A 19993-nucleotide genomic window follows, 5' to 3' on the forward strand; every position below is an offset into this window, starting at 1 on the left:
ATCGCTCGCGGTCTTCGCCGGCGGGTCGCTGGCAGTCCCGTTCCACGCCCACCATCGCGCCGACGCGGCCGGTGGCCTGTCATGACAAGGAAGTAGTGCAGATGAGCAGACGAATCTCACGGGTCGCAGCGATCCTGGCGGTGGGAGCCCTCGCCGGCTCCGCTCTCGCAGGGTGCTCGGCCCCCGCCCCCGAGGAGGAGGAGGCCGCCGGCCCGGTGATCCTTCGGTACTGGTCTTGGGCGCCGAACATCGCGAAGATCGTCGAGGTCTGGAACGCGCAGAACCCCGACATCCAGGTCGAGGTCAACACGTCGACCGGGTCCAACGACATCGTGGCCAAGCTCTCGGCAGCGAAAGAAGCCGGGACGCTCCCCGACCTCTCGAACACCTCATACGAGAACCTTCCGAACCTCGTCGTCAACGGCATTGCCGACGACATCACCGATGCTTTCGGCGACTACGAGGACCAGATCGCACCCGCCGCGTGGAACCTGACCACGTTCGACGGCAAGAACTACGCCGTGCCGCAGGGCACCGGGCCGCAGTTCCTCTTCTATCGGACGGACCTCTTCGAGGCCGCCGGCGTCGAGGCCCCGACCACGTGGGACGAATACGCCGACGCGGCGCGGGCGATCCACGCCGCCGACCCCACCAAGTACCTCGCGACCTTCCCGGCCAACGACGCGCAGCTCTTCGGGGCACTCAGCCAGCAGGCCGGTGCGGAGTGGTGGAGCCAGTCCGACGACACGTGGACCGTCGACATCGACGGTGAAGCGAGCTCGAAGGTGGCTGACTACTGGAACGGACTCGTCGACGAAGGCGTGGTCGCCACCTTCAAGACCTTCACGCCGGAGTGGGCGGCCGCCCTCGCGGACGGCACGATCGCGAGCTGGCTCAGTGCCGTGTGGGCGCCCCCGCTCATCAACCAGAACGCTCCCGACACCGCGGGCCTGTGGGCAGCCGTCCGCATCCCGCAGTGGGAGCCGAACGACCCCCAGTCCGGAGTGGTCGGCGGGTCGGGAACGGTGGTCACCACCGGAACGAAGTACCCCGAGCAGGCACGTGAATTCGCGATCTGGCTGAACAACTCTCCCGATGCGCTGAACGCCTACATCGAGAATGCGAGCATCTGGCCCGCCAACCTCAAGGGCCGGGAACTTCCCGCACTCGCCGCAGCGACTCCGGTCGCGCTGAAGGATCCCTCCGGATACTACGAGCTCGCCGCCGAGATCGACGACGAGACCGTCGAGGTGACCTTCGGACCGGACGTCGCCTTGGCCTACAGCGCGTTCAACGATGCCTTCAGCGAAGCCGTCTCTACGGGCACGCCGTTCACCGATGCGCTGACAAAGGTGCAGGCGGCCGTCGTCGACGACATGACGAAGCTCGGCTACAAGGTCGAATAGCCCCGCTGGGACCCGGCGCCTGCGTCGGGTCCCAGCCCTTCCCGAAGGCAGTCATGACTTCCATCACTCCACGGCGCCAAGAGTCCCGGCCCGTCACGGAGGCAGCTGTGAGTTCGGTCGCTCCCCGGCGGACTGGATCGCTCCAGCCGCGGCGCGCTCCCTGGCTCTTCGTCGCGCCGGCCGTGCTGCTCGCGCTCGGTCTGCTGGTCGCCCCCCTGCTGTACACGCTCTGGCTGAGCTTCCAGGGCCGGCGGATCAGCGGCTCCGGCCTGGGCGTCGCCACCGAGGTCTTCGTCGGCTTCGACAACTACGTCCGGACGCTCACGAACGGCGACCTCTTCCAGAGCTTCGGCCGGATGATCATCTACGCCCTCATCGCCGTGCCGGTGACGATGATCCTCGCGCTCGTCTTCGCTCTGCTGCTCGACAATCTCTCCACCAGGTTCGGCCGAACCTCCCGCATCAGCATCTTCGTCCCGTACGCGGTCCCCGGCGTCATCGCGGCGCTCATGTGGGGATTCATGTACCTGCCTGGCGTGAGCCCCATCCTGGCGGTGTTCTCCGCGCTGGGCTTGCCTGAGCCCGACCTCATGGGCCCGGTCTCGATCTACTTCGCCATCGCGAACATCACGGTGTGGGGTTCGGTCGGCTTCAACATGGTCATCCTCTACACATCGCTGCGGGGACTTCCGCAGGAGCTGTATGACGCGGCCCGGATCGACGGCTGCTCGGAGTGGCAGCTCGCCATGAAGATCAAACTTCCGCTGATCGTGCCTGGGCTCGTCCTCACGGGTCTGTTCACGGTCATCGGGGCGCTGCAGGTGTTCAGCGAACCAAACACCCTCATGACGCTGACGACGTCGATCGGATCCGACTGGGTGCCGATGATGCTCGTCTACCGCGACGCGTTCGTCACCAACGACCTGTACGGCGCTTCCGCGACCGCGATCATCATCACCGCGGTGACCCTCGTCGCCTCCCTCGGGCTGCTCAAGATCCTGCAGGGGCGAGCCTTTGGAGAAGACTCATGAGCGAAATGGTCGGGCGTCCCACGAAGGCTGCGTTCCTGCCGACGGCGACACTGCTGGTCGGGGCCATCTACTGCCTCATCCCGGTCTTCTGGCTGATCTCGGCGTCCACGAAGACCGCAGGCGAACTCGCCAGCACCTTCACCCTGTGGCCCAGCTTCAACGGCGGCTTCCAGGAGAACCTCGTCAACCTCTTCCAGTTCAACGACGGCGAGTTCTTCCGCTGGACCGGGAACAGCATCATCTATTCCGTAGGCGGTGCCGTGCTCTGCACGATCGTCTCGGCGGCCGCAGGTTACGGACTGGCCAAGTACTCATTCCGCGGCAAGAACATCGTGTTCAATCTGCTGCTCATCGGCGTGCTCATCCCGGGCGTCATCCTGGCGATCCCGCAATATCTGCTGCTCTCGCAGATCGGCATCGCCGGCACCTACTGGTCGGTGCTCCTGCCGAGCATCATCAGCCCGTTCTCCATCTATCTCGCGCGCATCTATGCCTCGGCGGTCATCCCGATGGAGATGATCGAGGCAGGGCGGCTCGACGGTGCGAGCGAGTGGCGGATCTTCCGCTCGGTGGGGCTGCCGCCGATGGTGCCTGGGCTCATCACGATCTTCCTGCTGCAGTTCGTCGCGATCTGGAACAACTTCCTGCTGCCGTACATCATGCTGAGCCGCCAGGAGACGTTCCCGCTGACCGTCGGATTCCAGTCGATGATGAACCAGGGGACCGACCAGCCCAACGTCTACAACCTCGTGATCATGGGATGCCTCCTGGCGATCATCCCCTTGATCCTGCTGTTCCTCTTCCTGCAGCGCTACTGGAAGCTCGACCTCGTCAGCGGAGCGCTGAAGGGATGAGCGACTCGACACTTCCCACCGGCGCCTGGCCGGTGATGCTGACGCCCTTCAACGAGAACCGCTCCATCGACTGGCAAGCGCTGGATGCGTACACCGACTGGCTCATCGAACTGGGTTCCGCCGGCCTGTTCGCGGTCGCGCTGTCCAGCGAGATGTACGACCTCAGCCACGACGAGCGGCTCGAACTGTCGGCGCGGGTCGTCGCACGCGCGGCCGGGCGAGTGCCGGTGGTCGCATCGTCGGCTGCTTCCGGTTCGGCCGACCAGCAGGCGGAAGCAGCAGGCGAGGTCGCGCAGACCGGCGTTTCGGCTGTCGTGCTCATCTCCTCGCTGGTCGCGCGGAACGACCAGCCCGAGTCCGTGTGGCTCGGCAACATCGACGCGATCCTGAGCGCGAATCCGGGTGACGACTTCGGCATCTACGAATGCCCGCTGCCCTACAAGCGGCTTCCGTCGATCGATGCGATCCGGCACTTGGCGCAGAGCGGCAGGTTCTCGTTCTACAAGGACACCAGCCACTCGCTCGATGTCATGACCGCCCGCCTCGACGCGATGCGCGGCACGCGACTCCGGCTCTACAACGCGGCGATCGGATCGCTCACCCCCTCCCTCCGGGCGGGCGCCTCCGGTCTCTCCGGATATGCCGCGAACCTCTACCCCGACCTCGTCAGCTGGCTCTGCGTCAACCTCGACGATCCGCGTGCGATCGCTGTCCAGCGACTGCTGACCGTGGTGGAGCATTCGGTGAACCTCCGGTACCCGGCATCCGCCAAGTACCTGCTCGACCGCAGCTCGCGTCTCGAGTTCCGCGCCATCAGTCGCTGGAAGCCCGAGGCGATCGGCGACCACGAAGGACTTCCCCTGCAACATCTCGCGGACTACGTGCGCGATCTCGATCTGCCCGAGGCTGCACTTTCCCGTGGGCGCTGACCAATGAATGGATCCTCCATGTCCGACCTCCCCGACGGAGCCTGGCCTGTCATGCTCACCCCGTTCTCGGCCGACCTGAGCGTCGACTGGGACGTGCTCGACCGCTACACCGACTGGCTCATCGCGCATGAGGCGGCCGGACTGTTCCCGGTCGCGCTGTCGGGGGAGATGTACGAAATGCCAGAGGCGGAGCGCCTGGAGGTGGCACGTCGGGTCGTCGACCGGGCCGCCGGCCGGGTGCCGGTGCTCGCCTCGATCGCCGAGGCGGGGACGGATGCCGAGGTCGCGGCCGCGGCTGCGCGGCTTGCAGCGACCGGCGTCGACGCCGTCGTGCTCATCGCCGCCCTCCTGCTGCCCGAAGGCGCCGACGAGAGCACGCTCCGTTCGACCGTGAGCACGGTGCTGGAGTCGAACCCCGGCATCCGGTTCGGCATCTACGAGTGCCCGCTGCCGTATCACCGCATCCTGTCGCTCGACGCGGTCCAGTGGCTCGCCGACACCGGCAGGTTCGTCTTCTTCAAGGAGACGAGCCACGACGTCGCCCTCATGGCTGAGCGCGTCGCAGCGGCAAGTGGCACGCCGATGAAGGTCTACAACGCGGGCATCGAGACCCTCGTGGAATCACTCGAGGTAGGTGTCTCCGGCCTCTCGGGATGGGTCGTCAACATCTACCCCGAGTACGTCGCACGGCTCTGCGCAGCTGCCACCGGCATCCCTCGCGAAGAAGCCCTTGCCTTTCAGGATGTCCTCGACAGCGTCGAACGCGGGATGGGGGCGACCTATCCGAGCTCGGCGAAGTACCTGCTCGAGAGGCGTGCGCAGATCGGGTTCGAGGAGGCCAGCCGGTGGCGCCCTGGTCCCCTAGATCATCCCGCGCTCGATCAGCTGGCCGGTCTCATCGACGCGCTGCCGCTCGTGAACGCCTAGTCGTCAGCCGCGAGGGCGATGCTGCCGGCGAGCATCGTGTTCACGTGAGCAGCTCGTCCGTCGTCGTGCCGGCCACACCCACGGTGACCTGCGTGCCCCACGGGTCGTTGACGCGGATCGCGCGGCCATCGTCGGTGAATGCCACCTTCAGCGGCTGGAGTCGTGAGATGAGAGCGTCGAGGTCTTCGCGAGCCGGCACGGACACCGCCACGTCGCCGAGGCCGAGGCTGGCCGCACGGGGCCCGGCGCCGGCGGAGTGCCAGACGTTCATCGCGATGTGGTGGTGGTAGCCGCCGGCCGAGGCGAACAGTGCGCCCGGGTAGCCGGTCGCGGTGGACTCGAATCCCAAGGCGTCGACGTAGAAGGCTCGGGCGACCTGGACGTCTCCGACCTGCAGGTGGATGTGCCCGACCCTGCCGGCCAGACCAGGCGCGGCATCGAGGATCTCCTGCGTGAGGTGACGCCGGAGGTAGTCGTTCGGGTCGAGGTAGTTCGTCGCCATCTGGATCTCGCCGTCGACGAAGCTCCATTGACTGCGAGGGCGGTCGGTGTACAGCTCGATGCCGTTGCCTTCCGGGTCGGTGAAGTAGAAGGCCTCGCTGACCAGGTGGTCGCTCGAGCCGACGAACTGACTCCGGTCATGCTGGGCGGCGCGGTAGACGGTCGCGGCCAGGCTGCCCGGATCGTCGAAGAGGAAGGCCGTGTGGTACAGCCCGGCCTGCCGGGGGTCGACCCCCGGCAGGCCGGGGGTGTGGATCAGGCGCACCATCGGGGTGGTTCCCCGGCCGAGGACCCGATGCACCTCCCGCCCGCGCGTCCGCTCTTCGAGCGGCGCGAGCGCGAGGGCCCCGGCGTAGTAGGACGACATGYCCTCGAGGTCACCGACCCGCAGGGTCACGGCATCCATCGCGGTATCGGGGTTGATCGGGTCCATGGTCCGCTCCAGTCCGGTGACGTAAAGGTCAGCGTGCGACGGCGAAGCCGCCGGTCCAGCTGATCTTCTCACCGGCGGCGAGGGCGGGCCGCCTGATAACGGTTTCATAACGCGTTTGATAGCGGTTTCAGAATTGTGTATCGTCCCTCCTGAAACCGCTATCAATGGAGACGCGAATGACGCTGCAGCCCGTATCGACGGAGACCGCCGAGGCGATGTCCGTCCGTTGGGGCGGTCCGCAGCTGCAGATCGTGCTCGGCTGGGGCCCAGGCGCGCCCGTTCGAATCTCGGCCGTCGTCGTCGAGCTCCGCGAACTCGCGGTCTATGCGCTGCCCTTGGTCGAACTGCTGACCGCCACGGACGGGCACCTTCCCGCCTCCGACCGGCTCGCCCACACGTCCGCAGGCGAGGAGCTGCGTTACCTCGATCACCGCGTATGGGACGCCGACGGCTGGACATGCCTCGAGATCGTCCAGGCGTCGGACTCGCTGGAAGTCGCCGTGCGGCTCGAGATGCCGAAGGGTGCTGCGGCGGTGCGCTCTCGGGTGACGGTGACGAATCGAGGTGCGCACCGGATCGTGCTGCGGTCGGTGCCGTCGTGGACCGCGGGATTCACCCTCCCCGACGCGGACGGGCACCCGCTCGACGGGTGGAGCCGGATGACCGGCCGCAGCGACTGGCTGGGCGAGGGGCGGTGGGAGCGGACGTCGCTTCGCGGCGCGGATTTCCCGGCGCTCGCTGAGCATCTCACCGGACATGATCCGCGCGGGTCGCTCACCGCGACATCGGATGGCACGTGGTCGACCGGGCGGGACCTTCCGACAGCGGCACTTGTGAACGAAACGCTCGGGCTTGCGATCGCCTGGCAGGTGGAGCACAACGGCGCCTGGCGGTGGGAGATCGGACAGGACACCGCGGGTGCGTACTACTCGCTCTCCGGGCCGACCGACGCCGACCACGCGTGGACTCAGCCGCTGGAGCCGGGGGAGACCTTCGAGACGGTGCCCGCAACGGTTGTCTATGCGTCGAACTGGGATGCCGCGGTCAGCGCCTTGACTGACTATCGACGCCGTGCGCGTCGCGCGCATGCCGACAACACCGCGATGCCGGTCGTGTTCAACGACTACATGAACACGCTCAACGGCGACCCCACCACTGAGCGACTGCTGCCCCTGATCGCGGCGGCCGCGGATGCCGGTGCCGAGGTGTTCTGCATCGACGCCGGCTGGTACGACGACAGCGGGCACTGGTGGGACAGCGTAGGCGAGTGGACTCCCTCCACCACCCGGTTCCCGGGCGGCCTGGCGGAAGTGATCGACGCGATCCGCGCCCACGGCATGGTTCCCGGGCTCTGGCTCGAGCCTGAGGTCATCGGGGTGCGCAGCGCCATGGCCGCGCGGCTTCCGGCCGAGGCGTTCTTTCAGCGGCATGGCGTGCGCATCGTCGAGCATCGCCGCTACCACCTCGACCTGCGGCATCCCGCTGCCATCGCTCATCTCGACGCCGTCGTCGATCGACTGGTCGCCGAGTTCGGCATCGGGTTCTTCAAAATGGACTACAACATCAACCCAGGGCCGGGCACCGACGTCGATGCGCCCAGTGTCGGGGCGGGGCTGCTCGCCCACAATCGCGCACACCTCGCGTGGCTCGACGGCGTCCTGGAGCGGCACCCGGATCTCATCATCGAGAACTGCGCCTCGGGTGCGATGCGGATGGACTTCGCGATGCTGTCGCGGCTGGCCATGCAGTCGACGTCAGACCAGCAGGACTTCACGAAGTACCCGCCGATCGCCGCCTCCGCACCGCTGTCGATGTTGCCCGAGCAGGCGGCCAGCTGGGCATACCCGCAGCCGGAGATGCCGGCGGAGGAGGTCGCATTCTGCCTTGTCACGGGGCTCCTCGGCCGGTTCTACGTCTCGGGCCACCTCAGCAACATGGACGATTCGCGTCGGGCTCTCGTCGCCGAGGCCGTCGTCGCGGCCAAACGGCTGCGACCGTTCCTCGTCACCTCTCACCCGCACTGGCCGCTCGGTCTTCCGGAGTGGACAGCGGACTGGGTCGCCCTCGGCCTGCGCGACGAAACCGCCGACCTCGTGTCGGTGTGGCGGCGCGGTCCCTCGGGCGCCGTCGCTCTGGCCTTCCCGCACCTGATCGGTCGTGAGATCACTGTCACGACCGAGTTCCCCGCACACCTTCCCGCCTGGCAGACCGAATGGGATGCCGCGAAGGGAACCCTGACCRTGCACGCGGACGATGCACCCATCGCCGCGCGTACCCTCCGCCTCGCCACCAGCCCCATCGGCCCGGCGTGGGCGGCCCCAACCCAGCAATCAGAATGAACACACCAAGAAGGAGCAACTCAATGAAGAAAGCACTTGTGGGGCTCGCCATCGCCGGCGTGACCGCTCTCGCGCTCAGCGGCTGCAGCGACCCCAGCGCGGGAAGTGGCGGCGACAGCGCAGCGCCCGCGGACTGGCCCGCCCAGGACGCGAGCCTGAAGGGCACGACTCTGACGATCTGGGCCGCGCAGAACTCGAACAAGATCCCCGACAGCGTCGTGGCCGGGTTCGAGAAGCTGACCGGGGCGACCGTCGACGTCGTCACCATCCCCGACCCGTACGAGCAGAGCGTGCAGACGAAGGTCGCCTCGGGCGACAAGCCCGACCTCGCGTTCTGGCAGCCCACCGCCTCGATGCTGACGGCACTGAACGCGTCGACCAACCTGCAGTCGCTGGATGGCGCGCCGTTCATCGACAGCTACCAGTCCGGTCTGCGTGACATCACCGGCATTCTCGATGACACCCGCTACGCCGCACTCATCACGACCCCCGCGGTGGAGGGCGTCTACTACAACAAGGAGGTCTTCGAGGCGGCCGGGATCACCGATCTGCCCGCGAACTGGGACGAGTTCGTCCAGGTCGCACGCGACCTCAAGGCCGCAGGCGTCACCCCGTTCTTCGACTTCGGCGGCGGAACGCCCTGGGCGACCCAGTGGTGGGTGCAGGTCCAGCTCGCGGATGCCGCGAAGGACGGCTTGTGGGATCGGGTCAACGCGAACGAGGAGAAGTTCACCGACCCCACGATCCAGGGTGCGATCGACACCTACGACAGCCTCATCAAGGAGGGTCTGTTCAATGAGAACCTGAAGACGGCGACGTTCGAAGACCAGGGCGCGGCCATTCTCGCCGGCGACGCGGCGATGGCGGTTCAGGTCAACTCGTTCTTCGGCCAGCTGCAGTCGCTTGCCGACACCGCCGAACTGGACGAGAAGATCGGCTTCTTCCCGATCTCACCGAGCGGCAACGTCGGCACGTTCATCCCGGATCAGTCCAACGCCCTCGTCGCCTTCAAGACGGGCGACGCCACGCGTGAGGCCGGGGCGCGGCAGCTGCTGAGCTACTGGCTCGGCGACGGCTACGCGGACTTCGTCACGGCACTGTCGACGCCCTCCCTCCAGGACGGTGTCGAGACACCCGGCGACGTGCCGCAGGCGCTCCTCGACGTCAGCGCGTCGCTGGGCGACTCGGTCGGCTCGATGCAGGCCCTCGCGGTCGCGAACCCGGACCTCTACCTGAACCTCGGTGACCTGATCCAGGGCACGAAGACGACTGTCGAGGTCGCGCAGACCACGCAGGACCAGTTCGCCCAGCTCGCCAAGGCCATCGGAGCGGCCGGCTTCTGATCCAGCAGGGGTGCCGGCAGACCTCTGCCGTCGCTGTCCTCGTGGTGTTCTTCTTCGTCCCCACGATCTTCAACTTCATCTACGCGTTCACGAACTGGTCGAGCTTCAAGTCGCAGATCGACTTCGTCGGCGCCGACAACTTCATCGAGCTCTTCTCGAACGGCACCCTGCTCAACCGGCTCTGGATCACCCTCATCTACGCCACCCTGGTCGCGGTGTTCCAGAACGTTTTCGGGCTGGCACTGGCTCTCCTGCTGGAACGTGACACCACCCTCAACCGGGCGCTTCGGGTGGCGTTCTTCATCCCCGTCCTCATGTCCGCACTCGCCGTCGGCTACGTCTTCCAGGCGCTGCTCAAGCCGGAGGGTGCAGTCAACGGCATCATCGGCTTCTTCCTCGGGCACCCGGTCGACATCGCGTGGCTCGGAAGCACCACCTGGACGATCGTCGTGGTGGCGCTCATCCACGCCTGGAAGTGGATGGGGCTGTCGATGCTCATCTACCTTGCTGGGCTGAAGACGATCAACCAGGACCTTCTCGAGGCCGCACGTCTCGACGGCGCCGACTGGTGGACCACGTTCCGGCTGATCCGCTTCCCGCTGCTCGCGCCCGCCGTGACGTTCAACGTCGCCACCGCGCTGCTCGGGTCGATGAACGGCTTCGACATCGTCCAGGCGACCACGGCCGGCGGTCCGGGCGGCACCACCGAACTCGTGAACATCTTCATCTTCCGCACCTTCGGACAGGGCCTGTTCGCCCAGGCCACGACGATGAGTCTGGTGCTCTTCCTCGGGGTCGCGCTGCTCGCCTTCCCCGTCATCCGCATGCTCCGCAAGAGGGAGGACGTGCTGTGAGCCCTTCAGCCACCGCCACCAGAAATCGAGTCCACCCCACCCGCATCCTGCAGCCGATCGTGGCGGTGCTCGCCGCTCTGCTGCTGCTCGGCATCCCGTTCTGGGTCATCCTCGTCACCGCGGCGAAGGACCAGGCCGGAGCGCTCAACCCGAACCTGCAGCTGCCCGACCAGTGGCACCTGTTCGAGAACTTCGCCACAGTCTTCACCGACGGAAAGATGCTCGCGGCATTCGGCGGCAGTGTGCTGGTCATGGTGCCCGCGGTGATCGGCGTGCTCGTCTTCGGATCGATGGCCGCGTGGATCCTCGGGCGTCGCTCCTCGAAGCCGCTCGCGTTCGTCTATGCGCTCGCGATCAGCGGCATCGTGCTGCCCCCCGCGGTCGTGACGATCGTGCTGCTGCTGCGGCAGCTCGGGCTGGCCGGCACCGCGGTCGGGATGATCGGCGTGTACATGGGCTTGTACATGGCCACGGTGATCTTCTTCGTCACCGGGTTCATCCGCACGATCCCCATCGAACTCGAAGAGGCCGCACGGGTCGATGGAGCGTCTCCCGTCCGGGTGTTCATCACGATCATCCTGCCGCTGCTCATGCCCGTGCTCGCCACGGCGACCATCCTGATCTGCCTCTACATCTGGAATGACGTCTTCTACGCGCTGTTCGTCGTCGGCGGCAGACTCGACACGCTGCCCTTGAACCTCTTCCAGGTGGCAAGCTCAGGGCTCTACCTTCAGAATTGGCACCTGATCTTCGCCTACATCATCCTGATGAGCCTGCCGCTGCTGATCATCTTCATGGTCGCCCAGCGGAAGATCATCTCGGGGATCACCAGCGGGGCCGTCAAGTGACCGTGACCTCCGACCGCACCCCGAGATCGAGAATGAACCCGACACCGAAGCCAGCGACCATCGCAGACGTCGCCGCGCGCGCCGGTGTATCGGTTCCCACGGTCTCTCGCGTGCTCACCGGAGCGGCGCGGGTGACCCCCGAGAAGCGGGAGCGCGTCGATCAGGCGATCGCGGAGTTGAACTTCCGCCCCAGTGCGGCCGCCCGAGTGCTCGCCTCCCGCAAGGCGCAGGTCATCGCCGTGATCGCCGGAGACACCTCCCGCTACGGCTACGCCGAGACGATCCGCGGCATCGAGGAATCCGCTCGGGCCGACGGATACACGGTCATGATCACCGTGGTGGAGAGCGCCGACGACGACGAGATCGACCGTGCGATCGCCGCCACCCTCTCTCAGCCTTTGGCCGGCGTCGTGGTGCTGAAGTTCGACCCGCCCGGCGTCGCCGCGCTGCAGCGCGTTCCCGACGACCTTCCGCTGGTCGTCCTGTCGGGCGTCCGCGACACGAGCCTGCCCCAAGCGGTGCTCGACGAGTCGCATGCCGCCGAGGAGCTCACCGACTACCTGCTGGGGCTCGGGCACAAGACGGTTCACCACGTGCGCATCCCCCCGTCCCGCAAGGAGGACGGCCGCACCGCGGGCTGGCGCCGCGCGCTGCGCCGAGCGGGTGCGATGATCCCCGAGCCGCTCGACGCCACCTGGGAGCCCAAGAGCGGACAGGCTCTCGGAACGGCACTCGCCGATGACCTCGACGTGACTGCGATCTTCTGCGGCAACGACGAGATCGCGATGGGCGTCATCAGCGGGCTCACCCGCGCCGGCCGGCGCGTCCCCGAAGACGTCTCCGTCGTCGGATTCGACGACCACCCCCTCGCCGAACTGTGGACCCCGCCGATCACCACGGTCGACCAGGACTTCGCCGGCATGGGGCGACGCGGCGTCGAACTCCTGCTCGCCGAGATCAACGGTCAGGCCGGCAAGCGCTTCTCCTCCGAGCGCCCGCGGCTGGTCGTGCGAGAGAGCGCCGGGCCGCCTCGGGCGTGACCGAGCTCGTACCGCGGGCCGCCGGCAGCTACTGCTTCATGCCGTAGGTCGCACCGATGTTGCGGAGGCCGCCATCGCAGAAGAAGTCGGCGCCGGTCGCGTTGCTGGAGTCGTCGCTGGCGAGGAAGAGCGCCATCTGGGCCACCTCCTCGGGCTTTCCGAATCGGCCGAGCACCGACATCCCGGCCATTGCGGCATCGAGGGTCTCGGCGGGGATGCCGCGCTTGATCATCTCCTCGCGCTGGTGGTCGGCCATCGGCGTGGTCGTGGCTCCGGGATTGAGGGTGTTGACGCGGATGCCGTGGACACCGAGTTCGTTCGCGGCGATCTTGGTGAGCATCACGACGGCGGCCTTCGAAGCAGAGTAGGCGGCCGAGCTGACGGGGATGAATGCTCCCGTCGAGGCGGTGTTGATGATCGAGCCTCCGCCGGCCTCGATCATGTGCGGCACCACGTGCTTCATCATCAGCCAGGGGCCCTTGGTGTTGACCGCGAAGACCTTGTCGAAGATCTCCTCATCGACGTCGATGGTCTTGGCCTTGTTCTCGAGGTCGACGCCGGCGTTGTTGAACAGCACGTTAGGCGCACCGAGTTCGGCGACCGTGCGAGCGACGATGCGCTTCACATCGTCGGTCTTGGTGATGTCCGCGCCGATCGCGATCGCCTCTCCACCGGCGGCGCGGATCGCGTCGACGGTTGTCTGCGCGCGCTCTTCGGTGATGTCGACGACGGCCACCTTGGCGCCCTCGCGGGCGAAGAGCAGAGCGCCGGCAGCGCCCATGCCGCCCGCCGCGCCGGTGATGATGGCGATCTTGCTGTCAAGCCTCATTGCTGGGTCCTTCTGATGTGGAGAGTCTCGGAGAGACAGTGCGAATTACGAGACATAAGTGTCTCATAAGTACCCTGACCTCTTGCTAGCCTCAACTCATGTCAGGCACCACAACGGGGCGTCCACGCAGTGAGAAGTCACGAACCGCGATTCTCGAGGCGACGATCGAGCTGCTCCTGGAGGGTGGGTACTCCCGCCTGACGCTCGAGGGCATCGCCTCCCGGGCCGGCGTCGGACGGCAGACGCTCTACCGCTGGTGGGCCTCGAAGGACGAGATCGTCGCCGAGAGCATCACCGATGGACGGATGCTGCCCGCCGAGCTGCCGATCCCCGACACCGGGGACATCGAGGCTGATCTGACCCAGTGGCTGACCGAATTCGCTCAGGGTCTTGATGAGGAGCACGCCGCGGCGCGCGCCCGACTGCTCACCGCAGCAACGGCCGAGAGTGCGCTCGTCGCTCAAGCCTTCAATCAAAAGGTCGCCGGGCCCTACCGGCAAGAACTTGCGCAGCGATTGCAGCAAGCGGTCGATTCGGGTGAGCTGAGGCCCGATGCGCCCGTGCACGTCGTTGCGGACGCCCTGATGGGGGCGACCCTCTACTCCGTCTTTCTCCGCTCGCCCGCGTCGGAGCCGACCGCCCTGCTAGCGGGCGTACTCCTCGACGGCATCCGTCAGGCCCACTGAGGCGGAACCGGCAACGTCGGATGGCGGCGGTGCCGTCGACGATGCCGCCGGCGAGTGAATCCGGGTCGCGAACAGCAGCACTGCCCAGGTGACCAGGAGCAGGCCGGTGAGCACGAAGCCGAGGTCGTCGATCCCGATCGATGCCAGCCAGGGCAGCGGGCCTCCGAGGCCGAGACCATCGACGAGCACGTCGGCGAGCTGCACGATCGCGATCAGCACTGCGGCGACGACGGAGAGCCCGGTCATGGCGATCGCGTACACCTCGCCGAGGCGGCGGCGACCGGGCCGCCAGGCATAGGCGCGATGGATCACTGCGCCTTGGGTGGTGTCGAAAGCGCTCATCCCGGCGGCGAACAGCACGGGCAGGGTGAGCGCCGCCCACCAAGGCACGGCCCCAAGGGTCGCGGCACCCGCGAGTGTGAGCAGCCCGATCTCGGTGGCCGTGTCGAACCCGAGCCCGAACAGCAGCCCCACGAGGTACATCCGTGACGGCCGGTCCACCGACTTCTCCAGGGGCCCGAGCAGCCGGAGCACGGGCCCTGCCGCATGCCCATGGCCGCGGCGCAGGGACCCGATGTTGATCGCCGCGATGAGGAGCAGGAAGACGCCCGAGACAGTCGGGCCGATCACCCCGGTCCAGGTGCGAAGGGCCGAAGAGTCGTCGGCGAGCGACGAACTGATCGCGGTGATGCCGAAGGTCAGCAGGATACAGAGCACGACGACGATCGTCGAGTGCCCGAGAGAGAACCAGAAGCCGACCGTGCTGGCGGGTCTGCCGCGCTCGGTGAGGCGTCGGGCCGTGTTGTCGATCGCTGCGATGTGGTCGGCGTCGAACGCGTGGCGCACTCCCAGCGCGTAAGCGGTGAGCCCGACGCCGAGCGTCGCGAGCGTGACGCCGCCCCCGCTGTCGACACCGCCGTGAGCACCGCCGAGCGGGACGCCAGCAGGGATCACAACCAGGAGGAGAACTCCCCAGCCGAGCACGTGCAGCAGCACGATCAGCGAGATGACGCCGATCGTGCTTCGCTGAACGCGTCTGGGGATTCGCACGTCAGCGAGCGCCGACACGGTCTTCCTCCAGCGGCTCGAGCGCGGGAAGGCGCTGCTCCGCACGGGCGACCCACGCATCCCACACCGGATCGAGGGGCGAGCCGTGCGTGTGATCGGAGAGGTGGCGGGCCATCGATCCGGGTTGATCGAACTCCAGGTCTTCCCGGCGCGTGGGCGGGCGGAACCCGACCGCGATCACGGCATCCACCACCCGACTGCCCCCGAGCACCCCCGGCTCGGGTGCGCCGCCGTCGGCGTCCAGCTGCTCGAGCAGGATCGGTCCGCCACTGTCGGCGACCGAGAGCGCCGAGAGCAGCCGACCGCCCCGCTCGCCGTACCTGCCGAGCACGAGCGTCTCGCGGATCACCGCTCGCGCGTCGGATCCCAGAGTGAGCGAGCTCCGGCGTTCAACGTTCGCTCCGTCGGTGACGACGAACGGCAGGCCGTGCCACAGCAGCGTCCCACCGGCTCCGATCCGAGCCTCCAGGACCCACGACGAGCGCGCGCCACGGTAGGCGACCGTGCCCCCGACATCCTCGATCTCCAGGGTGCACCCTGGACCGACCTCGATCTCGACGTGCACGTGGTCACCGCCGAGCAGCACCATTCCGGCCGCGGTCACCGCGATGTGCGCACGTACGGCATCGCGCGAGATCAGGCGCGGTGCGAGGGCGCCGACCGCGAGCTCGACGTGCGCGCGCGGCTCGCCGGCGGTGACCTTGATGCGTGTGGAGCTCACTCGTTCGCGTTCATCCCCGCGACAGCGTGCGTGCGGGAGTGCTCGTGCTCGGCATCCGACGCGTGCGCGTCTTCGGCGTGCGAGTGGATGAATCCGCCCTCAGGGTGCTCCTCATCGGCGTGGAAGTGCGGGGCCATCGGCCCGGGGTCCTGCGCGATGTGGGTGCCGGCCCGGTGGCTCGCGAGGATCGTGAGCACCCAGGCGCGCAGCGCCGACACCGAGCCGGCATCGTGCTTCGACAGCGCCAGCACGGCGCGTCCCTCTCGTGCCGCTTCGGCATCGGCCACCATCAGCGCCACGTCTACGCCGACATAGGGAGCGAGATCGGTCTTGTTGACCACGAGGAGGTCGGCGCGCCCGATGCCGGGGCCGCCCTTCCGCGCGACATCGCCGCCGCCCGCGACATCCAGGACGAAGATCTGAGCGTCGACCAGAGCGGGCGAGAACGTCGCCGTCAGGTTGTCGCCGCCCGACTCGATGAGCACCACATCGAGCGGCGCGAAGTCCCGCTCGAGGTCTTCGGCGGCGAGGAGATTGGTGGTGATGTCATCGCGAATCGCGGTGTGCGGGCAGGCGCCGGTCTCCACCGCGCGGATGCGCTCAGGGTCGAGCACGCCCGCGGAGCGCAGGAACCGGGCATCCTCATCGGTGTAGATGTCGTTCGTGATGACGCCGAGGCGCAGTTCGGTGCCAAGGGCCCGGCACACCGTCGCGATGAGCGACGATTTTCCGGTGCCGACGGGACCGGCGACGCCGAGGCGAAGAGCACGGGCGGAGGGCAGGGATTCAGGCACGGAAGAGTCTCCTATTCGATACGGCGTGGGCTTCGGTCCAGCCCTCGGCTTGGGGGGCGCTCGCCGCAGGGATCGCATCCGGTGAGTCGAGCGCCGCGAGCAGCGGGATGAAGGGATCGACCGCGGCGCACGCGTCGATCACAAGTCGCACGCCGTCGACGGGGTCGCCGGGTTCGAGCTTGAGCAGAGCGGCGACGCCGCCCGCCATGTCGTCGTACACCGCCACGCGCACGAGCGTCTCCGCGTCCAGACCCGCGTGGGCCGCGACCGCACCGAGCACGATCGGCCGGGGAGGCATCGACGCACCCGCCTCGGTCAGTGCGGCGATCGCCGGAGACTGCGGCCAGAGCCGCTGCGCGAGTCGCAGGAGTCCGCGGCCGAGCTCCCTCGAGGCGGTGCGAGCAGCAAGACTCGGGGTGCGCGCCGCCCACGCCTGTTCGATCGGCGCGTAAGACCCTCCGATCAGGCCGGCCCGGCGCGCCACGACCGCCGTCGCCGCATCGACGAGCGTCGTCGTCCGCGCCCGGGCCTGCAGGAAGGCGCGGACGTCGTGTCGCGCCAGCCCGCCCTGGATGGCCGGCTCGACGCCTGCGGAGAACGCATGCCCGCCCGAGGGAAGGCGCGCGTCGGCGAGCAGCATGGCAACGGTGTGTGCGGCGGAGTCCATGGAGCGGTCTCAGAACATGTTGTACAGCTGGGCAAGGGGGAGGGATGCCGCGGGCGCAGGCTGCACGTCTTCGCCATCGATCGCGATCTCGAACGTGTCTGGGCGAATCCGGATCGAAGGCAGTGTGTCGTTGTTCTTCATGTCGGCCTTGCCGATGTGGCGCGTGGGCTGAACGGCAGCGAGGCGGCGGCGCAGGCCGAGCGTCTCGACGAGCCCGGCATCGAGCGCGGCGGGCGAGACGTATGTCACCGACAGGTCCGCCCCGATCGTGTCGCCGAACGACGGTCGCATCATCACAGGCTGCGGCGTCGGGATCGACGCGTTCGGGTCGCCGAGTGCGGCCCACGCGATCGCACCGCCTTTGACGACGACCGCGGGCCGGACGCCGAAGAACTTCGGGTCCCACACGACGAGGTCCGCCAGTCGGCCGACCTCGATCGACCCCACGTCATAGGCGATCCCGTGGGCGATCGCGGGGTTGATCGTGTATTTCGCGACATAGCGGCGCGCGCGCTCGTTGTCTGCCGGCATCCCCCCGTCCAAGGGACCCCGGCGGAGCTTCATGACGTGCGCGACCTGCCAGGTGCGCGTGATCACTTCACCGATCCGGCCCATCGCCTGCGCGTCGGAGGAGGTCACCGACAGGGCTCCGATGTCGTGGAGGATGTCTTCCGCGGCGATCGTGGAGGCGCGGATGCGGGACTCCGCGAAAGCGAGGTCCTCGGGCACCGCGGGGTTGAGGTGATGGCAGACCATCAGCATGTCGAGGTGCTCGGCGACGGTGTTGACGGTGTGCGGGAGCGTCGGGTTCGTCGAACCGGGGATCACGTTCGCAAGCCCCGCGATCGAGAGGATGTCGGGAGCGTGCCCGCCGCCGGCGCCCTCGACGTGGAAGGCGTGGATCGACCTGCCGCCGATGGCCGCGATCGTCGACTCGACGAAACCGGCCTCGTTCAGTGAGTCGGAGTGCAGCGCGACCTGCAGGCCCCAGTCGTCTGCGGCGCGCAAAGATGCGTCGATCGCGGCAGGGGATGAGCCCCAGTCCTCGTGCACCTTGTAGCCGGCAGCGCCGGCGAGCGCCTGCTCCTTGAACGCAGCCGCCGACACCGTGTTGCCTTTGCCGAGCAGGAGGATGTTGACCGGCAGGGGGTCGAGAGAGCGGTGCATGGCGCGCAGATGCCACGCCCCCGGAGTGACCGTCGTGGCCTTCGATCCTTCGGAAGGCCCGGTGCCGCCGCCCACGATCGTCGTGATCCCGGTGGCGAGCGCCTCGTGGATCTGCGAAGGGGAGAGCAGGTGCACGTGCGAGTCGATGGCGCCCGCCGTCACGATGCGCCCTTCCCCGGAGATGACGTCAGTCGACGGCCCGATGATCATGTCGATGCCGTCGCTGATGTCCGGGTTGCCCGCGTGACCGATTCCGACGATGCGACCGTCACGGATGCCGATATCGGCGCGGATGATCCCCCACCAGTCCAGGATGATCGCGTTCGTGATCACGGTGTCGAGGGCGCCATCGGCCCGCGAGGTCGTCGCCTGCGCCATCGATTCGCGGATGGACTTGCCGCCGCCGAAGACCGCCTCCTCGCCGCCGACGGTGAGGTCGCGCTCGATCTGGATCCACAGGTCGGTGTCGCCGAGGCGCACCTCGTCGCCGACGGTCGGGCCGTAGATGGCCGCATAGCGCGACCGGTCAAGCCAGACCATCGAGCAGCTCCTGTCCGTCGGTCTTGATCTGGATGCCGGGAACCCGGCGCCCGCCGCGCAGTGCCACGGCGTCGAGCTCGCGCGATGCGCCTGGTTCGAATCGCTGCGATGTGCCGGAGGGGATGTCGAGGCGGAACCCGTGTGCGAGCGCCCGGTCGAACTCGAGCGCAGCGTTGACGTCAGGGAGATGGATGTGCGAGCCGATCTGGATCGGCCGGTCGCCGGTGTTCAGGAAGACGAGCCGGATGCGCTCCGAGGCGCCTCGGTCGGCGTTCAACTCGATGCGACCCGGTTGAATCCGGAACGCGCCCGGGCCCTGAGACGATGCGGATGCCACGGCGACTCCTCAGTCGATCGGGTGGTGGACGGTGACGAGCTTTCGGCCGTCGGGAAAGGTCGCCTCGACCTGCACATCGGCGATCATCTCGGGAACCCCCGGCATCACCTGATCACGCGTGAGGACGGTGCGGCCCTCCTGCATGAGCTCTGCGACGCCACGGCCTTCCCGTGCTCGCTCGATGACCCAGCAGGACAGCAGCGCGACGGTCTCGGGGTGATTGAGCAGGATGCCGCGCTCGAGCCGGTCTCGCGCGACCATCGCGGCGACCGACAGCAGGAGCTTCTCGGTCTCGGCGGGAGTGAAGTGCATTCTTTTGCCTCCGGCGGGTGATGTCAGAAGTGTGCCATATCGAGCACATTCACCAGACGGGCTCAGATGCCCAGGTCGCGGCCTCCGTCCGTGAATTCGCGGAATTACAGGGCTCCTGGCCCGCGGTCCGGATCACGGTTAACAGAATCGGAACAATCGAGAAATGTCAGAGTAATGACGCGGCCCCATGCTGACAACTACCGCAGCAGTCGGCGACCTCCATCCGCCGATCCAAACCGGCCCGCGAAGCCCGGCTCCATCAGGCACCGAGCACTAACGAGCATCTGACGCACGCAACACCGGCCCACCCCTGCACCACGCCCTGATTCACCGATCAGCTCGTTCCGCCACACCCTCGGCACGCCGT

The 19993-nt window shown here is 67.7% G+C and carries 20 protein-coding genes; 11 read left to right on the forward strand and 9 right to left on the reverse strand.

Annotated features, from left to right (window positions below; all coding sequences use genetic code 11):
- The first annotated feature begins 101 nt into the window (after positions 1-101).
- The 5 genes from ACXJ3V_RS17540 to ACXJ3V_RS17560 all read left to right on the forward strand — a co-directional run bounded on the left by ACXJ3V_RS17540 (position 102) and on the right by ACXJ3V_RS17560 (position 5147).
- Entirely contained in the window at positions 102-1406 is a 1305-nt protein-coding gene (locus ACXJ3V_RS17540; RefSeq protein ID WP_457101628.1) for an ABC transporter substrate-binding protein, read from the forward strand.
- 107 nt (positions 1407-1513) lie between these two features.
- Positions 1514-2437, forward strand: a complete 924-nt coding sequence (locus tag ACXJ3V_RS17545) for a carbohydrate ABC transporter permease (protein ID WP_457101629.1) — start codon at positions 1514-1516, stop codon at positions 2435-2437.
- Entirely contained in the window at positions 2434-3291 is an 858-nt protein-coding gene (locus ACXJ3V_RS17550) for a carbohydrate ABC transporter permease (protein ID WP_457101630.1), read from the forward strand. Before ACXJ3V_RS17545 ends, ACXJ3V_RS17550 begins: the two co-directional genes overlap by 4 nt.
- Positions 3288-4220 carry a dihydrodipicolinate synthase family protein gene (locus tag ACXJ3V_RS17555; RefSeq protein WP_457101631.1) on the forward strand — a complete coding sequence of 311 codons (933 nt, stop codon included), beginning with the start codon at positions 3288-3290 and terminating at the stop codon, positions 4218-4220. The genes ACXJ3V_RS17550 and ACXJ3V_RS17555 overlap by 4 nt, the downstream gene beginning before the upstream one ends.
- An 18-nt stretch (positions 4221-4238) precedes the next feature.
- On the forward strand, positions 4239-5147 hold the full coding sequence (locus ACXJ3V_RS17560; protein WP_457101632.1) for a dihydrodipicolinate synthase family protein: 909 nt from the start codon (positions 4239-4241) through the stop codon (positions 5145-5147).
- Between the two features lie 40 nt (positions 5148-5187).
- Here the strand turns inward: ACXJ3V_RS17560 and ACXJ3V_RS17565 are convergent, their stop codons facing one another.
- Complete coding sequence (locus ACXJ3V_RS17565; protein ID WP_457101633.1) at positions 5188-6081, reverse strand: VOC family protein; 894 nt, start codon at positions 6079-6081, stop codon at positions 5188-5190.
- Between the two features lie 176 nt (positions 6082-6257).
- Between ACXJ3V_RS17565 and ACXJ3V_RS17570 the strand changes: the two genes are divergently transcribed.
- Genes ACXJ3V_RS17570 through ACXJ3V_RS17590 form a run of 5 tightly spaced genes read left to right on the forward strand, consistent with a single transcriptional unit; the run spans position 6258 to position 12505 of the window.
- The gene (locus ACXJ3V_RS17570; protein ID WP_457101634.1) at positions 6258-8420 is read left to right on the forward strand and encodes an alpha-galactosidase; all 2163 of its coding nucleotides are present in this window, start codon (positions 6258-6260) and stop codon (positions 8418-8420) included.
- A 23-nt stretch (positions 8421-8443) separates the two neighbouring features.
- Positions 8444-9763 carry an ABC transporter substrate-binding protein gene (locus ACXJ3V_RS17575; RefSeq protein WP_457101635.1) on the forward strand — a complete coding sequence of 440 codons (1320 nt, stop codon included), beginning with the start codon at positions 8444-8446 and terminating at the stop codon, positions 9761-9763.
- 41 nt (positions 9764-9804) lie between these two features.
- Positions 9805-10617 (forward strand): carbohydrate ABC transporter permease, encoded by an 813-nt coding sequence (locus tag ACXJ3V_RS17580; RefSeq protein WP_457101636.1) that lies wholly within the window; start codon positions 9805-9807, stop codon positions 10615-10617.
- Complete coding sequence (locus ACXJ3V_RS17585) at positions 10614-11465, forward strand: carbohydrate ABC transporter permease (protein ID WP_457101637.1); 852 nt, start codon at positions 10614-10616, stop codon at positions 11463-11465. Before ACXJ3V_RS17580 ends, ACXJ3V_RS17585 begins: the two co-directional genes overlap by 4 nt.
- Positions 11466-11497: 32 nt before the next feature.
- Entirely contained in the window at positions 11498-12505 is a 1008-nt protein-coding gene (locus ACXJ3V_RS17590) for a LacI family DNA-binding transcriptional regulator (RefSeq protein WP_457101638.1), read from the forward strand.
- 28 nt (positions 12506-12533) lie between these two features.
- Here the strand turns inward: ACXJ3V_RS17590 and ACXJ3V_RS17595 are convergent, their stop codons facing one another.
- Positions 12534-13334, reverse strand: coding sequence for an SDR family NAD(P)-dependent oxidoreductase (locus tag ACXJ3V_RS17595; protein ID WP_457101639.1), 801 nt, complete (start codon positions 13332-13334; stop codon positions 12534-12536).
- Positions 13335-13432: 98 nt separating this feature from the next.
- Here ACXJ3V_RS17595 and ACXJ3V_RS17600 point away from each other — a divergent pair, with 98 nt between their 5' ends.
- A complete protein-coding gene (locus tag ACXJ3V_RS17600) occupies positions 13433-14020 on the forward strand; it encodes a TetR/AcrR family transcriptional regulator (RefSeq protein ID WP_457101640.1) in 588 nt (195 codons plus the stop codon).
- Here ACXJ3V_RS17600 and ACXJ3V_RS17605 read toward each other — a convergent pair.
- The 7 genes from ACXJ3V_RS17605 to ACXJ3V_RS17635 are packed head-to-tail and all read right to left on the reverse strand — an operon-like array spanning position 13979 to position 19626.
- Complete coding sequence (locus tag ACXJ3V_RS17605; protein WP_457101641.1) at positions 13979-15088, reverse strand: HoxN/HupN/NixA family nickel/cobalt transporter; 1110 nt, start codon at positions 15086-15088, stop codon at positions 13979-13981. The two genes, ACXJ3V_RS17600 and ACXJ3V_RS17605, sit on opposite strands and share 42 nt — an antisense overlap.
- Positions 15072-15809 carry an urease accessory protein UreD gene (locus ACXJ3V_RS17610; protein WP_457101642.1) on the reverse strand — a complete coding sequence of 246 codons (738 nt, stop codon included), beginning with the start codon at positions 15807-15809 and terminating at the stop codon, positions 15072-15074. The genes ACXJ3V_RS17605 and ACXJ3V_RS17610 overlap by 17 nt, the downstream gene beginning before the upstream one ends.
- Entirely contained in the window at positions 15806-16603 is a 798-nt protein-coding gene (gene ureG / locus ACXJ3V_RS17615; RefSeq protein WP_457101643.1) for an urease accessory protein UreG, read from the reverse strand. The genes ACXJ3V_RS17610 and ureG overlap by 4 nt, the downstream gene beginning before the upstream one ends.
- Positions 16596-17270, reverse strand: a complete 675-nt coding sequence (locus ACXJ3V_RS17620; protein ID WP_457101644.1) for an urease accessory protein UreF — start codon at positions 17268-17270, stop codon at positions 16596-16598. The genes ureG and ACXJ3V_RS17620 overlap by 8 nt, the downstream gene beginning before the upstream one ends.
- Before the next feature lie 9 nt (positions 17271-17279).
- A complete protein-coding gene (locus tag ACXJ3V_RS17625; protein ID WP_457101645.1) occupies positions 17280-18977 on the reverse strand; it encodes an urease subunit alpha in 1698 nt (565 codons plus the stop codon).
- Complete coding sequence (gene ureB, locus ACXJ3V_RS17630; RefSeq protein ID WP_457101646.1) at positions 18964-19314, reverse strand: urease subunit beta; 351 nt, start codon at positions 19312-19314, stop codon at positions 18964-18966. Before ureB ends, ACXJ3V_RS17625 begins: the two co-directional genes overlap by 14 nt.
- A gap of 9 nt (positions 19315-19323) precedes the next feature.
- Positions 19324-19626: an urease subunit gamma gene (locus ACXJ3V_RS17635; protein WP_457101647.1), complete on the reverse strand. Its 303-nt coding sequence runs from the start codon at positions 19624-19626 to the stop codon at positions 19324-19326.
- Positions 19627-19993 lie beyond the last annotated feature (367 nt).

The organism is Microbacterium sp. P5_E9 (genome assembly GCF_054049175.1).